Annotated in this window: 13 protein-coding genes and 1 tRNA gene; 6 read left to right on the top strand and 8 right to left on the bottom strand. The window is 67.1% G+C overall.

Annotated elements, in window-relative coordinates; genetic code table 11:
* From CCK87_RS02070 to ribH, 3 genes are read left to right on the top strand one after another with little or no spacing between them, the layout of a single operon-like run.
* The gene (locus CCK87_RS02070) at nucleotides 1-612 is read left to right on the top strand and encodes a riboflavin synthase (RefSeq protein WP_086459842.1); all 612 of its coding nucleotides are present in this window, start codon (nucleotides 1-3) and stop codon (nucleotides 610-612) included.
* Nucleotides 609-1,955, top strand: coding sequence for a GTP cyclohydrolase II (gene ribA, locus CCK87_RS02065; protein WP_086459841.1), 1,347 nt, complete (start codon nucleotides 609-611; stop codon nucleotides 1,953-1,955). The genes CCK87_RS02070 and ribA overlap by 4 nt, the downstream gene beginning before the upstream one ends.
* Nucleotides 1,952-2,431, top strand: a complete 480-nt coding sequence (ribH, locus tag CCK87_RS02060; protein ID WP_086459840.1) for a 6,7-dimethyl-8-ribityllumazine synthase — start codon at nucleotides 1,952-1,954, stop codon at nucleotides 2,429-2,431. Before ribA ends, ribH begins: the two co-directional genes overlap by 4 nt.
* 34 nt (nucleotides 2,432-2,465) lie before the next feature.
* Here the strand turns inward: ribH and CCK87_RS02055 are convergent, their stop codons facing one another.
* Complete coding sequence (locus CCK87_RS02055) at nucleotides 2,466-3,281, bottom strand: PfkB family carbohydrate kinase (protein ID WP_086459839.1); 816 nt, start codon at nucleotides 3,279-3,281, stop codon at nucleotides 2,466-2,468.
* Between the two features lie 276 nt (nucleotides 3,282-3,557).
* Between CCK87_RS02055 and CCK87_RS02050 the strand changes: the two genes are divergently transcribed.
* From CCK87_RS02050 to CCK87_RS02040, 3 genes are all read left to right on the top strand, one after another.
* Nucleotides 3,558-4,958: an MFS transporter gene (locus CCK87_RS02050; protein WP_086459838.1), complete on the top strand. Its 1,401-nt coding sequence runs from the start codon at nucleotides 3,558-3,560 to the stop codon at nucleotides 4,956-4,958.
* Between the two features lie 81 nt (nucleotides 4,959-5,039).
* Nucleotides 5,040-5,228: a hypothetical protein gene (locus tag CCK87_RS02045; protein ID WP_086459837.1), complete on the top strand. Its 189-nt coding sequence runs from the start codon at nucleotides 5,040-5,042 to the stop codon at nucleotides 5,226-5,228.
* Between the two features lie 106 nt (nucleotides 5,229-5,334).
* Nucleotides 5,335-7,167 (top strand): ABC transporter ATP-binding protein, encoded by a 1,833-nt coding sequence (locus CCK87_RS02040; protein ID WP_086459836.1) that lies wholly within the window; start codon nucleotides 5,335-5,337, stop codon nucleotides 7,165-7,167.
* 131 nt (nucleotides 7,168-7,298) lie between these two features.
* On the opposite strand, the gene CCK87_RS02035 is transcribed toward CCK87_RS02040, so the two are convergent.
* From CCK87_RS02035 to CCK87_RS02005, 7 genes are all read right to left on the bottom strand, one after another.
* A complete protein-coding gene (locus tag CCK87_RS02035; RefSeq protein ID WP_086459835.1) occupies nucleotides 7,299-8,765 on the bottom strand; it encodes an NAD-dependent succinate-semialdehyde dehydrogenase in 1,467 nt (488 codons plus the stop codon).
* A 21-nt stretch (nucleotides 8,766-8,786) separates the two neighbouring features.
* Nucleotides 8,787-11,015: an MMPL family transporter gene (locus CCK87_RS02030; protein ID WP_086459834.1), complete on the bottom strand. Its 2,229-nt coding sequence runs from the start codon at nucleotides 11,013-11,015 to the stop codon at nucleotides 8,787-8,789.
* Between the two features lie 2 nt (nucleotides 11,016-11,017).
* Nucleotides 11,018-11,611 (bottom strand): isochorismatase family protein, encoded by a 594-nt coding sequence (locus CCK87_RS02025; protein ID WP_086459833.1) that lies wholly within the window; start codon nucleotides 11,609-11,611, stop codon nucleotides 11,018-11,020.
* A 100-nt stretch (nucleotides 11,612-11,711) separates the two neighbouring features.
* A complete protein-coding gene (gene dacB / locus CCK87_RS02020) occupies nucleotides 11,712-13,163 on the bottom strand; it encodes a D-alanyl-D-alanine carboxypeptidase/D-alanyl-D-alanine-endopeptidase (RefSeq protein WP_086459832.1) in 1,452 nt (483 codons plus the stop codon).
* Between the two features lie 42 nt (nucleotides 13,164-13,205).
* A complete protein-coding gene (locus tag CCK87_RS02015; RefSeq protein WP_086459831.1) occupies nucleotides 13,206-14,192 on the bottom strand; it encodes a Gfo/Idh/MocA family oxidoreductase in 987 nt (328 codons plus the stop codon).
* A gap of 63 nt (nucleotides 14,193-14,255) precedes the next feature.
* Nucleotides 14,256-14,331 (bottom strand) — tRNA-Thr (locus CCK87_RS02010).
* Between the two features lie 75 nt (nucleotides 14,332-14,406).
* On the bottom strand, nucleotides 14,407-15,045 hold the full coding sequence (locus CCK87_RS02005) for a TetR family transcriptional regulator (protein WP_086459830.1): 639 nt from the start codon (nucleotides 15,043-15,045) through the stop codon (nucleotides 14,407-14,409).
* Nucleotides 15,046-15,047 lie beyond the last annotated feature (2 nt).

Genomic DNA, 15,047 nt, shown 5'->3' with positions numbered 1-15,047 from the left:
ATGTTCACCGGAATCATCGAAGAGCGCGGAACTGTCGTCGAGGTCGTTCCCTCACACGACGCGCTTCGGCTGACCGTTCGCGGCCCGCTGTCGGTGTCGGATGCCCGGCACGGGGACTCCATCTCGGTGAGCGGGGTGTGCCTCACGGTCGTCGACCGCTCCGAGGACACGTTCACCGCCGATGTGATGGCACAGACACTCTCGATGTCGACCATCGGCACACTCGTCTCCGGGTCGGAGGTCAATCTCGAGCGCGCGGCGCTGGTGGGTGACAGACTCGGCGGCCACATCGTGCAGGGTCACATCGACGGCACGGCCACTGTCATCTCGGTCTCGCCCGGCGAAGCGTGGAGCGTGCTGCGCTTCAGACTGGCCGACGACCTCGCGCGCCTCGTCGTCGACAAGGGGTCGATCGCCGTCTCGGGCGTCTCGTTGACGGTGTCTGCCGTCGGTCGTGACGACGAGGGCGAGTGGTTCGAGGTCTCGCTCATTCCCGAGACGCTCGCGGCCACCACCCTCGGATCGCTCGCGCCCGGCGACCGGGTGAATATCGAGACCGACATCCTCGCCCGACATGTGGAGCGGCTCCTCGCGTTCGGATCACGCTCATGAGCGCCGCAACGTCAGCCGTCGCAACCGGCCTCTCGCCGATGGCAGATGTACTCGACGCTCTTAGGTCGGGGCGCCCCGTCATCGTCGCCGACGCCGAGAACCGAGAGAACGAGGGCGACGCGATTCTCGCGGCGGAGCTCGCGAGCCCCGAGTGGATCGCCTGGATGGTGCGGCACACCTCCGGCTTTCTGTGCGCGCCCATGACCCGCGAGACGAGCGACAGGCTCGGGCTTCCCGGCATGGTCGAGCGCAACGAGGATTCGCTGCGCACCGACTACACGGTCACGGTCGATGCGTCCTCCGGCATCACCACGGGAATCAGCGCATCCGACAGGGCGAAGACGTTCCGACGCCTCGCCGACCCGGAGTCGACACCGCAGAGCTTCATCCGACCCGGCCACGTTCTGCCGGTGCGAGCTGTCTCCGGCGGCGTCCGAGTGCGTCCGGGCCACACAGAGGCCACCGTCGATCTGCTCACGCTCGCGGGCCTCACTCCAGTGGGCGTCATCGGAGAGATCGTCGCCGACGACGGAGAGATGATGAGGCTCCCCGAGCTCCTCGCGCTGGGTGCCGAGTCCGGACTTCCTGTCACGACGATCGCCGCGCTGATCGATTACCTCGACGGTGTGGATGCCGCGGCCCGGCTGGTCGGCACGCCATCCGAGGCCATCGTGGCCGCGCCCGAAGCCGCCGCCGAGCCCCTGCGCGTCACCTTCGAGGTCGAGACGACCGTTCCCACCGTTCACGGCGATTTCCGCATCAGGGCCTACCACGACACGACCACGGGCTACGAGCATCTGGCCCTGATCTCCGGCGACACGAAGGCGGAGTCGGCGGTCGTACGCATCCACTCCGAATGCCTCACGGGAGAGGCCTTCGGTTCGTTGAAGTGCGAGTGCGGCCCGCAGCTGCAGGAGGCTCTCGACCAGGTACACGCCACGGGCGGAGCAGTCATCTACCTGCGCGGCCACGAGGGGCGAGGCATCGGTCTCCTCAACAAGCTACGGGCGTACCGGCTCCAGGAGGACGGTCTCGACACCCTCGACGCGAACCTCGCCCTGGGCCTTCCGGCCGACGCGCGCGACTACGGAGCCGCGGTCGCGATCCTCGAAGACCTCGACGTGAGGTCGGTTCGGCTCCTCACGAACAATCCCGACAAGGTCAGCCAACTCGAGCAGCACGGTGTGACTGTCTCTGAACGCGTGCCCCTCATCGTCGGCGTCGACGCCGCGAACGCCGGTTACCTGTCGGCGAAAGCCGCGCGGATGGGCCACGTCATCCCCACCTGGGTCACCGATAGCCCGATCACCCCCACCACCCCCGACGAAAGGCCCTCATCATGAGCGGTGCAGGATCCCCCACACTCAACACCGACGGCACCGGCCTCAAGATCACGATCGTGGCCGGCATGTGGCACGAGACGATCACCAACGGACTGCTCGCCGGGGCGCACCGCGTACTCGAGGCCGCAGGCGCGGAGGTCACCGAGATCCGCGTTCCGGGCAGCTTCGAGTTGCCCGTCGTCGCCAACACCGCACTCGAGGCGGGAGCCGACGCGGTGGTCGCGCTCGGCGTGATCATCCGCGGCGGCACGCCCCACTTCGAATACGTGTCGGATGCCGCGACCTCCGGCCTCACGCAGGTGAGCATTCGTACCGGCAAGCCCATCGGATTCGGCGTTCTCACGCTCGACGACGAGCAGCAGGGGCTCGACCGCGCTGGCCTGCCGGGTTCGAAGGAGGACAAGGGAGCGGAGGCCGCCGAGGCCGCGATCGCCACCGTGCGTGCAATTCAGACGATCATGAAGTTGCGCCGCTGAGGCCTCTGCGGCAGTCTCATGCCGGCGAGTCCGGTCAGTCCTGTTGCGCGCCGACCCAGGCGACGGCGCGACCCGCTGCATCGCTGGCCGCCTGCATAGCGGCCCGCGCATCCAGCCCCGCGGCCAGACCGGCGGCGAGCGTGCCGCAATAGCTGTCGCCCGCGCCGGTGGTGTCGACGACCCGCTCGACCCGCGCGGCCGATACCTCGATCGATCCCCAGCGGGAACCCGCAGACCCGAGGGTCACGAGCAGCGACTGCGGCGAGACCCCCGAGCGCTCGAGCTGCTCGACCTCGTGCTCATTGACGACCACGGGGTCGGCCAAAGCGAGGACCGCGGCGGGCAACTCGGCGAACGGCGCGAGGTTCAGCACGACCCGGGCATTGCGCGCTCGCGCCATTCGAGCAGCCTCGGCGATCACGTTGAGGTCGGATTCCAGGGGCGCGAGCAGCACATCGCCCGGCTGCATGCCCTCGAGCGGTGTGAGATCGGCCAGCCCGAGACGTGCGTTCGCCCCGGGAGACACGATGATGGTGTTCTCAGCTCGCGCGTCCACCGCGATCATCGCGTGCCCGGTAGTCGAATCGGGTGTCACGGTGACCCCGCTGGCGTCGATGCCGCGGGCGCGGAGCCGCGCGACGTAGTCGTGCCCGCCCGAATCGTCGCCCACACGTCCGATGAACGACACGTCGGCGCCGGCTGCCGCGGCCGCGACCGCCTGGTTCGCGCCCTTGCCTCCGAAGTAGGTGGCCACGTCACCCCCCATCAGCGTCTCTCCAGGCTGTGGATGCCGCTCAACTTCGACGACCGAGTCGATGTTCAGCGAGCCGACGACGTAGACGCGGGGCATTGTCGATCCATCCTGGGTCGCCTTCGGCGGCGCACCCGGCACAATCCTAGGCGAGCCGCCGTTCGCCACTCGGATGACTGAATTGCAGCTTTCCGGCACGATGGCGGGCCCGGTTCTCTGAAGAGAAGCCCTAAAATGATGGGGGCGCGGAACCCGCGCCCCCATTTTTTCGCATCGATGGCGTCTCGCGAGACGCGGCGAACAACGCCGGTCTTTCGAACAGCGCCCCGATGCCCCCCTCTCGTCGAGCCTCGACGCATTCACCGAAAGCCCGCCATGTCATCCGCAGCCCCGGCCGCAACCGCGCCCGCGCCCAAGACCAATCCCCGCTCACGCGTCGTTCTCGCCAGCCTCATCGGCACGTCGATCGAGTTCTACGACTTCTACGTCTATGCGACGGCCGCGGTTCTGGTCTTCCCCAAGCTCTTCTTTCCGAACGCCGACGACACCACCGCGCTGCTGAGCTCGTTCGCCGCATTCGGTGCGGCGTTCGTCGCCCGCCCGATCGGATCGATCATCTTCGGCCACTTCGGCGACAGGATCGGGCGCAAGGGCACCCTCGTGGCCTCGCTGCTCACCATGGGTATCGCCACGGTGCTGATCGGATGTCTGCCGACAGCGAGCGTCGACGGCTGGATCGTGCTCGCACCGACCTTCCTGGTCGTTCTTCGCTTCTGCCAGGGCCTCGGCCTCGGCGGCGAGTGGAGCGGCGCAGCCCTGCTGGCGACCGAGAACGCCCCCAAGGGCAAGCGCGCCATCTACGGAACATTTCCGCAGCTGGGAGCCCCCATCGGATTCATCGTCGCCAACGGCGTGTTCCTGTGGCTCTCGCTGGGCCTGAGCCCGGAGGACTTCGCGGCGTGGGGCTGGCGGATCCCGTTCCTCGGCAGTGCGCTGCTCGTCGCGGTCGGTCTCTACGTGCGATTCAAACTCATCGAGACGCCCGCCTTCCAGAAGGTCGTGGAGAAGGGCGAGGTCGCGAAGCTTCCCCTCGCGCGCGTGTTCAAGACCAGCTGGCGACCGCTCATTCTCGGCACGTTCATCATGCTGGCCACCTACGTGCTGTTCTACCTGATGACGACATTCACGCTCACCTTCGGAACGACGCCCTCGACCGTGGAGGCGGGCAAGGCCGCCGCAGAGAAGGCCGGCAAGTCCTTCTCCCCCGACGCGTTCGTCGCCGGTCTCGGCTATCCGCGCAACGACTTCCTCGTGATGCTCATCATCGGCGTCGTGTTCTTCGGAATCTTCACGTTGGTCGCGGGCCCCCTCGCCGAGAAGTTCGGGCGCCGCACCACGCTGATCTGGGTGACCGTCGGCATCATCGTGTTCGGTCTGCTCTTCGTTCCCCTCTTCGGCGGCGGATTCGCCGGCGTGATGGCGCTGCTCATCATCGGCTTCACCCTCATGGGCCTCACCTTCGGGCCCATGGGTTCGGTGCTTCCCGAGCTGTTCCCGACCAATGTGCGCTACACGGGATCGGCGATCAGCTATAACGTCGCCAGCATCCTCGGTGCCGCGGTCGCGCCGTTCATCGCCGTCTACCTCTGGACGCTCGCGGGCGGCAGCACGTGGCTCGTCGGCATCTACCTCAGCGCCGCCGCGGTGATCACGCTCGTCGCTCTGCTCTTGAGCAAGGAGACGAAAGACGTCGACTACGAGGCGAACGTCTCCTAACCCCGCAATACCGCGCATCCTCGAGCCTGCGAACAGCCGATTTTTCCGGCAGTTCGCAGGCTCGAGGCGTATGGTTCGGGCATGTCGTTTCATCCGGGTACGCCGTGGCACCACGCCGGCTCGTGGCGTGGCAACCGGCCGCATCGGGCCGTTCTGGCCTGGCTCGTCGCATCCGGTCTCGGCGGCCTGATGCTCGCAGCCCTTCTCCTCGCTCCCCCGGTCTCGACTCCGTCGCACGACGCTCCGACGCTCGTCGTCACCACCCGGTGAGCCGCGGCTCTCAGACGCCGTGCACAATTGCTAGAGGCCCGCGCACTCCGCTCGTCCGGCCGCGCGGCCCCTTGCACTTCCCTCTCCCCGCACCAGAAAGTTTCGAATGAGCACGAGCACGCAACCACGACGCCGGATGGGCCGATCCCCGAAGCCGGAAGACGGCCCTCGCGCCCGCTTCGGTCAGCTGCTGCCCTACCTTGCCGAGCACCGACCGATTCTGGCCGTGGTCATCGTTCTGAGCATCCTCGGAGCGGCCGCGAGCCTGGCCCAGCCGCTGCTCGTGAGTCAGGTCATCACAGTGGTTCAGGCCGACGATCCCCTCGGCACCCTCGTCGGCGCGCTCGTGGTGCTCGTGGTCGTCTCCGGCCTGATCAGCGGGTTCCAGCACTACCTACTTCAACGCACCGGTACGGCGGTCGTGCTCTCGGCACGACGCCAGCTCGTGCGCCGCATGCTGCGGCTGCCCATCCGAGAGTTCGACGTGCGCCGAACCGGTGATCTGGTGAGCCGGGTCGGCAGTGACACCACCCTTCTCTACGCCGTCATCACCCAGGGGCTCGTCGACGCGATCGGCGGTTCACTCGTGTTCTTCGGCGCACTGATCGCCATGCTCATCATCGATCCGGTCCTTCTCGGACTCACGGTCGCCGTCATCGCGGTCTCGGTCGTCACGGTCGTTCTCATCTCGGGCCGCGTGCGCACGGCGAGCCGCAAGCAGCAGGAGAAGGTCGGCGACCTCGCGGCATCCGTCGAGCGCTCGCTCGGGGCGATCCGCACCGTGCGAGCCTCGAACGCGACCGACCGTGAAATCGAGGCGATCGAGCTGGATGCGCGGGGCGCGTTCGACATGGGCGTGCGGGTCGCGAAGATCTCGGCCCTCGTCGTGCCCATCGCCGGAATCGCGCTGCAGGTCTCGCTGCTCGTCGTTCTGGGAGTCGGCGGGTTCCGGGTCGCCGACGGCTCGATCACCATCGCCAACCTGATCTCGTTCATCCTCTTTCTCTTCATGATGATCATGCCGCTGGGCCAGGCGTTCGGCGCCCTGAACTCGGTCAATCAGGCGCTCGGCGCCCTCGGTCGCATCCAGGAGATCATCGATCTTCCGGTCGAGACGCAGTTCGATGCCGACATCGCGCGCACGGCGGCACCCGCGGTCGCCGCCGACGGCATCGCCCTCGAGTTCGACGACGTGCACTTCGCGTATGCCGGCACGCCCGTCGACGATGCCGACGTTCCCGCAGGCGGCCCGATGGCATCGGGAGTCCTGCACGGCGTGAGCTTCGCTGCTCGACAGGGCCAGCGCACCGCGCTGGTCGGCCCCTCGGGCGCCGGCAAGAGCACCATGCTCGCTCTCATCGAGCGGTTCTACGACCCCACGTCGGGAACCGTGCGTCTCGGCGGCACCGACCTCAAAGCCATCGACCGCGAGACGCTGCGGTCACAGATCGGCTACGTGGAGCAGGACGCGCCCGTGCTCGCCGGAACCATTAGGCAGAATCTGCTGCTCGCCTCGCCCGAGGCGACCGACGCGCAGTGCATCGAGGTACTGCACGCGGTCAACCTCGGCGAGGTGCTCGACCGCAACGACGCCGGGCTCGACGCCGCCGTCGGCGAAGACGGCGTGATGCTGTCGGGCGGCGAACGCCAGCGGCTGGCCATCGCCCGCGCACTGCTCGCAGCCCCGCCCATCCTGCTGCTCGACGAGTCGACCTCGAGTCTCGACGGCCTGAACGAGCAGATGCTGCGCGAGGCCATCGACGCAGTGGCGGAGAACCGCACCCTCATCGTGATCGCGCACCGCCTCTCGACCGTGGTCGACTCCGACCAGATCGTGGTGCTCGAACACGGCCGCGTGGTCGGCGTCGGCACTCACTCGGAACTCGTGGTGTCGACACCGCTCTACAAAGACCTCGCGAAGCACCAGCTTCTGGTGTGACCTCGCAAGCGCTGATCGAGTAGCGGTCGTGAGGAACGAGCACCGCGTATCGAGATGATATCCGGAGTGGTCTCGACACGCTTCGGCCGCGAGCGGCCTCTGGCTACGAGACCAACGCATCCGCTCGAGCGCTACGAGTTCGGGATGAGCGTGTATTTCGTCGAGAGGTACTCGTGAATGCCCTCGAGGCCGCCCTCTCGGCCGAGCCCCGACTGCTTGACGCCGCCGAACGGTGCTGCCGCATTGGAGACGACACCGACGTTGAGGCCCATCATTCCCGTCTCGAGACGCTCGATCATGCGCTGGCCGCGAGCCAGGTCTGCTGTGAACACGTAGCTCACCAGACCGTATTGTGTGTCGTTGGCAAGGCGCACGCCCTCGTCTTCGTCGGCGAACGTCACGATCGATACGACAGGGCCGAAGATCTCCTCGCGCAGGATCTCGCTGCCCGCGGCGACTCCCGACACCACGGTGGGCTCGTAGAAGCTGCCGGGGCCATCGACCCGCTTGCCGCCGGTGACCAGCTGGGCACCGCGCGACACGGCATCCTGAACCAGATCATCGGCCTTGTCGACGGCCTTGGCGTTGATCAGGGGGCCGATGTCGACGCCCTGCTCGGTGCCGCGGCCGATCGTCAGGCCCTTGACCCGCTCGGCGATGCGACGCGCGAACTCCCCGGCCACCGACTCGTGCACGATGAAGCGGTTCGCGGCCGTGCACGCCTGACCGATGTTGCGGAACTTGGCGAGCATGGCTCCATCGACGGCCTTGTCGAGGTCGGCGTCGTCGAACACGACGAACGGCGCGTTGCCGCCCAACTCCATCGAGGTGCGCAGCACGTTGGCGGCCGATTGGGCGATGAGCTTCTGACCGACCGCGGTCGAGCCGGTGAAGCTGAGCTTGCGCAAGCGGGGGTCTGAGATGATCGGCTCCGACACCGCTCCAGACTCGGATGTGGTGATGACGTTGAGCACGCCGCCGGGCAGTCCGGCGTCTTCGAGCAGCTTCGCGAAGAACAGCGTCGTCAGCGGGGTGAGCTCGGCAGGCTTGACGACCACGGTGCAGCCGGCCGCGAGCGCGGGCGCGATCTTTCGTGTGGCCATGGCGAGGGGAAAGTTCCACGGGGTGATCAGGAAGCACGGACCGACGGGCCGCTGCGAGACGACCATCGTTCCCGTGCCTTCGGGGTTCTGGCCGTAACGACCGGAGATGCGAACCGCCTCTTCGCTGAACCAGCGAAGGAACTCGCCTCCGTAGGCGACCTCGCCGGCCGCCTCGGCCAACGGCTTGCCCATCTCGAGCGTCATCAGCAGAGCGAACTCCTGCTTGCGCTCCTGAAGCATGTCGAACGCCCGGCGCAGAATTTCGCCCCGCACGCGCGGAGCGGTCGCTGCCCACTCGGCCTGAGCCGCGACAGCGGCATCCAGAGCTCGGATGCCGTCGGCCGGGCTGGCATCGGCGATCGTACGGATGGAAAGACCCGTGGCCGGGTCGTCGACCTCGATGGTGCGGCCACCCTCGGCGTCGATCCATCGCCCGCCGATGTAGAGCTGGTTCGGCACCGATTCGAGAAGCGTGGATTCGGACGTCGTTGTCATGATTCTCCGTACTGCTGAGCGCTAACGAGATTGCTTGCCGGCACCCTCGGGCGCCTTCGCCAGTTTACTCGGCCACCACACGACCCGGCCCAGGTCGTAGGCCAACGCGGGCACCAGGAGCGATCTCACAAGGAGCGTGTCGAGCAGCACGCCGAATGCCACGATGAAGGCGATCTGTGCCAGGAAGAGCACGGGAATCACCCCGAGCGCTGAGAAAGTCGCCGCCAACACGATTCCCGCAGACGTGATCACGCCTCCGGTCACGGTGAGGCCGCGCAGGACGCCCGCGCGCGTCCCGTGCGCGATCGATTCCTCGCGCACACGCGTCATCAAGAAGATGTTGTAGTCGATGCCGAGCGCCACGAGGAAGACGAAGCCGTAGAGCGGCACCGACGGATCGGCCCCGGGGAACTGGAAGAGGTGGTTGAAGACCAACGCTGAGACGCCCAGAGCAGCTGCGAACGACACGACGACGCTGAGGATCAGCAGCACCGGCGCGAGAATCGACCGCAGGAGCAGCATCAGAATGAGCAGGATGACGACCAGCACGATCGGGATGATCGTGTTGCGGTCGTGCACACCTGCCGTGTCGGAGTCGATGGCCGTGGCGGTCACTCCGCCGACCAGCGCTCCGCTCGATCCGTCAGCCAGAGCCGAGCGCAACGCGCGCACCGAGTCTTTGGCGGCATCCGAATCTGCTGCGGCCGAGAGAGTGGCCTGCAATAGGACGTCGCCGTCGACGACGGTGGGCTCGACCGCGATGAGCGTCTGCGCTCCGCCAGGCGCGGAAAGCGCACCATCGCTGTCGACGTCGGCCGAGCCCGAGGGCGAGTTCGCGCTCGTCACCGTGAGCGAGGTCACCCCGTCGGTCGACAGCACGGTGGATGCGACATCGCCGAGATCGGCCTCGGGCGCGACGATCAGGGCCGGGCTTCCCGACCCGCCGGGAAAGTGCTCGCCCAGCGCGACCTGGCCGTCTCGCGCCTCGGACTCGCCGAGGATCAAATCGCTCTGCGGAACGCCGTTGGCCTGCAGCTGCAGCACTCCCGTTCCGGCGGCGAGAAGCACCACGGTGGTCACGATCCAGATCGTGCGGGGACGCCAGGCGATGAAGGACTCCAGCCGCGCCCAGAAGCCCTTCGGCGCGCCGTGTGCGGCCTTATGCTCTGCGAAACCGTGACGGGCGGGCTCGGCGTCGACGCGCGCGGCCACCCCATCCGGCGCAGCGTACTTCGGTCGCAGCGGCCAGAACGACGCGCGGCCGCAGGCGAGCAGGAGCGCTGGCAGCAGAGTGAGCGACGCGAGCACGCTGAAGGCTACTCCCACCGCGGACACCGGGCCGAGAGCCTTGTTCGAATTGAGATCGGAGAGGAGCAGGCAGAGGAGTCCGGCGATGACCGTGCCGCCCGAGGCTACGATCGGCTCGAGCGACACCCGCAGCGCCGCCCACGTCGCGTCCCACCGCTTCTCATGTGTGCGCAGCGCCTCTTTGTAGCGAGAGACGTAGAGCAGCGAGTAGTCGGTGGCCGCGCCGATCACGAGGATGAACAGGATGCCCTGCACCTGCCCGTTCAGGGTGAAGACCCCGGCCTTGGCGAGCCACCAGACGACGAGCAGGCTGGTCGTCAGTGCGAAGAGCGACGTTCCGAGCACGAGGAATGGAAGAAGCGGCGAGCGGTAGACGATGAACAGAATCAGGAACACGGCGCCCAGGGCGGTCAGCAGCAGGATGCCGTCGATGCCCGCGAATGCGTCTCCGATGTCGGCGGTGAAGCCGGCCGGGCCTGTGACAAAGCCGGTCACTCCGTCGACCGAGCCTTCCCGAAGCAGGTAGGAGCGCATCGACTCCACCGTGTCGCGCACTTCCCCTGAGGCGTCGATCGGCACGAACACCTCGACCGCCTGCTCGTCTTGCGAGGGAATCGCCGGCGAGATGTCGTCGGCGACGCCCGTGATCGTCGAGAGCCCGTCGACCTGGGTCTGGATGCCGGCACGCTGCTCGTCGGTGAGCGCGGCTCCGTCGTCGGTGCGGAAGACGACGATTGCGGGGATCGCGTCGGAGTCGGTGAACTTCTTCTGCAGGGCGCTGACCCGGGTGGCATCGGCGCTGGAGGGCAGGTAGGTGGTCTGGTCGTTGCTCGACACCTCGTCGATCCGGCCGAAGTACGGGCCACCTATCGAGGCCGCGGTCAACCACACGAGGATCAAGGCGGCGGGAAGGAGGATCCTCAACCACCGCGGAACGCGCATCTCTAGCCTTCGACCTGGTCGGCGAGCACCAGATCAGCGCCGGCGCGCGCCATCTCGGCGAGAGCCTCGCGGCTCGACTCCGGGGCCACTCCGGCGACGAGGTCAGTGATGACACGCACGTCGCGGCCGCGCTGCAGAGCATCCAGGGCCGACGCGCGCACGCAGTAGTCAGTCGCGAGTCCGGCGATGTCGATGTCGGTGATTCCGTGCGAATCGAGGAGTTCGACGACAGTGCCGCCCTCCTCGGCCGTTCCCTCGAAGATCGAGTAGGCGGGCTTACCCTGGCCCTTGCGGATGTGGAAATCGATCGACCGCGTCGTCAGATCGTCGTGGTACTCGGCGCCGAACGTGCCCGCTACGCAGTGCACCGGCCAGGTGTCGACGAAGTCCGGGGCTGTGTCGAGGGCGAAGTGGCCGCCGTTGTCGTTGTCTGCGTCGTGCCAGTCGCGCGAGGCGAAGACCAGATCGTAGGCGCCGCGATGCTCGGCGAGGAGAGCAGAGACGCCCGCGGCCACGGCTTCGCCGCCGTCGACACCCAGGGCGCCGCCTTCGGTGAAGTCGTTCTGTACGTCGATGATGAACAGCGCCCGGCCCATGCCGTCTCACTCTCTCTTGCCCGTCGACGGTGCGCCGTCGATCCGATGTCAGCGACCGAATTAGTCAGCCAGCTTACTAATCGATCCTAGAGCAAGACGGTCACTGATTCGACAGATTGTTTCCGCAACGATAGGCGGCGGCGGTGATGGTGTCGAGCGCCTGCTTCGAACTGTCCGAGACGTCGTCGAGGGCGAAGAACGCGAAGGTGAGAACGGATCCGTCGGCGGCGTCGATGATGCCCGACAGGGTGTAGCCCGTATCTATCCATCCGGTCTTGGCGATCACGTGGCCGGCGGCATCCGAATTCGAGCCGGTGAACCGACCGCCCAGCGTGCCGCTCTCGCCTGCCACCGGCAGACCGTCGGCGATGACGCCGAGATTGCCCTCGCGCGCTTCGATCTTCGCGAAGAGGGCCGTGAGGAAATTCGGCGAGACGCCATTGTCGTCAGACAGTCCGGAGCCGTCGACGATCACGAGTCCTGTCGTGTCGAGGCCGTACGTAGCGAGGGCTGCCGGGGTGGATGCGCCGAGCGCCGAGAACGTGTTGCCCGAGCCCTGCGCGATCGCCGTGAGGCGCGCCAGCATCTCCGCCTCGGTGTTGTCGGAGCGCAGGAGCGCGTCTTGCACCATCGTCGACACGGGCGCCGACTGCACCTGACCGAGGGTCGCCGCGCCCGCCGGAGCAGTACCCTGGGTGATCGATGCCCCGGTCGCGCCGAGCGCACTCGCGAATGCCTCGCCGGCGCGACCGATCGGGTCTTCGCTGCGGGCCGATTGGCTGCTCGACGGGTCGGCACGGTCGCCGTCTACCTGCAGCGCCGTCACTTCCGACGACCATCCGTCGAACAGCTCCTTGCGGTTCCACGAGGGCTGCCACGCGTCGCCGGCGAACGCCGAGGAGTCGAGCACGATCGACGTCACGGGGGCGCCTCCGAGAGAGGAATTCACCTGTGCAGCCAGATCGAGCATGCTGGCCGAACCGGGATAGATGTTGGAGGAACCACTGGCCAGGGTGATGTCTCCCCCACCCACCAACACGACCTGCCCGGGCTGCGTTCCGGCGACGACCGTGGTGCTCGCTCGATAGTCGGGGCCGAGAACGGCCAACGCCGCCGCGCTGGTGAGAACCTTCATCACGCTCGCCGTGCGGGAGTACGTTCCGCCGCCGTGGTCGTAGAGGATCTCCCCGGTCGTCGCGTTGCGCACGCTGCCGGAGAAGGTGCCGAGTCGCGAATCGGATGCCGCCTCGGCGATCGAGCAGGTCCGCACGGCCTGGGCTGGCGCCACGGCGGCCGGTACCGGACGCGCCTCAGGGGTCGGTGTGGGAGTAGGCGTCGCCGATGCTGACGCGCTCGGCGACGCAGAGACGCGGGCGACGTTCCCGGGGTCAGGCGTCCCCACGGCGGCTCCCGCGAGCAGTCCTCCGCCGCCGAGAACGACGAGGGCGGCGGCCGCGGCAGTCGCCGCGAAGGCTCGTGGATGCGCTCGGGCGCGTCGCGCGATTCCGCTCAGCAGCGCGGGCCGCGGCGTCGATTCGGGTGTCTCGGACATCGCTCCATGCTAACCCGCCCCGAGAATCCGCCCCGGTGACCCCTATTCGCCGGGGTAGACGACGCCGACCTGGCGACGAGCCTCGTCGAGCACGGCCATGATCGCGATGCTCTCGTCGAGGGGAAGCAGCGGGCTCTCGCGACCGCCGTCTCGCACGACCCGCTCGAGCTCCCACGCTTGAAATTGCATGCCCCGTGAGACGACCTTCTCGTCGTACCGCTCGAGCACCTCGCCGCTCTCGCCCGAATAGACGGTGAAGCTCGTCTGGTTGTACCAGACCGAGTCGATCTCGATTCGCCCCTCGGTGCCGACGATGGTGGCCGTGTTTGCACCCCGGGTATCGAGCGCGGTGTGCAGAACAGAGAGCGCCCCGCCGTCGTGTTCGAGGATCAGCGCCACCTGCCGGTCGACGCCTGTCACCGTCTTGTCGCCTCTGGCCGTGACCGAGCTTGGTGCGCCGAACAGATCGACGGCGAACGACACCGGATAGACGCCGAGGTCGAGCAGCGCACCGCCGCCCAACTCGGGGTTGTTTATGCGGTGCTGCGGGTCGGACGGCAGCAGCTGGTCATGGTCGGCCAGGAGGGTGCGTACCTCGCCGAGCGTTCCTGCAGCGATGATCTCGCGAATGCGCACCATCGACGGCAGGAATCTGGTCCACATGGCCTCGAGCACGACGACACCCGCGCGGCGCGCAGCCTCAGCGACCTCTGTCGCCTCAGCCGCATTCAGGGTGAAGGGCTTCTCGACCAGTACATGCTTGCCTGCGTCGATGGCGAGAAGAGCGTTCTCGGCGTGCATCGGATGCGGCGTGGCCACGTAGACCGCATCGACCTCCGGGTCGGCGACGAGAGCCTCGTACGTCGGATGCCGAGCAGCGATGTCGAAGCGGGAGCCGAACGCATCGGCCGACTCCTGGCTGCGAGATCCGACTGCCACGACCTCGATGCCCGTGGCGCGTAGATCCGTGACGAATGTCTCGGCGATTCCGCCGGTGCCGAGGATTCCCCAGCGCAATGGAGTGGACACGATTCTCCTTCGAAGTCGGACACCCAACGAAAGAAAGCCCGGATAAACCGGGCTTTCTCGTGGTGGGGCCGCCTATCAGAATCGAACTGATGACCTATTCATTACGAGTGAATCGCTCTACCGACTGAGCTAAGGCGGCCTGGCCATCGCATTTCACAGCGAATGGCACAGCAACAAATCCTAGCCGATGTTGGCGGGGTTCGCTGACACTGGATCAGAGCACATGCCTGAGCAGGGCAAACGACTCCACGAGCTTCTCCGCGAGGGACTCCTCGTCTTCGCCGTCTGCCCACAGTGTGAAGGCGTGACGCATGGCTGCCATGGCGACCAGAGCGGTGAGCCGCGCCCGCGCTTCGAGCGGCCCGCCGGCATCCGCTGGTGCGGTTGTCGCGCCCCGGGCTATCAGGCGACGCTCGATCGCCTCGGCCAGTGCGGACTCGAACCCTCGCATGCCAGAGATCTTGAGCACGAACAGCTCGGGGTAGTCACGCAGGACCTGCCGACGCAGCTGATGCAGTTCTCGATCTGCCGTGCCGAGCATGGCCATGTGCTGCATGAGTTCGAGGAGGCCATCGAAGATATCGCGGTCGGAGTCGTCGTCGACGAAGCTCTCGATGAGCTCGGACTGCACCGCGAGGGGATTCTCACCCACCATCGCGGATTCTTTCGAGGGGAAATAGTTGAAGAAGGTGCGCGGCGAGATGTTGGCGACCCGACTGATCTCATCGACCGTCACCTGCTCGAGTCCACGCTCCGCCGCGAGTTCGAGCACGGTGAACTGGATGGTGCGGCTCGTGGCGCGCCGCTTTCGCTCACGGAGCCCGACGCTCTCGTCGAGAACTACAGAGGTCATCG

This window comes from Agreia sp. VKM Ac-1783, assembly GCF_900177765.1.
Classification (GTDB): domain Bacteria; phylum Actinomycetota; class Actinomycetes; order Actinomycetales; family Microbacteriaceae; genus Agreia.
Note: the sequence above shows the minus strand (reverse complement) of the source record. Positions and strands in the feature narration are given on the sequence as shown.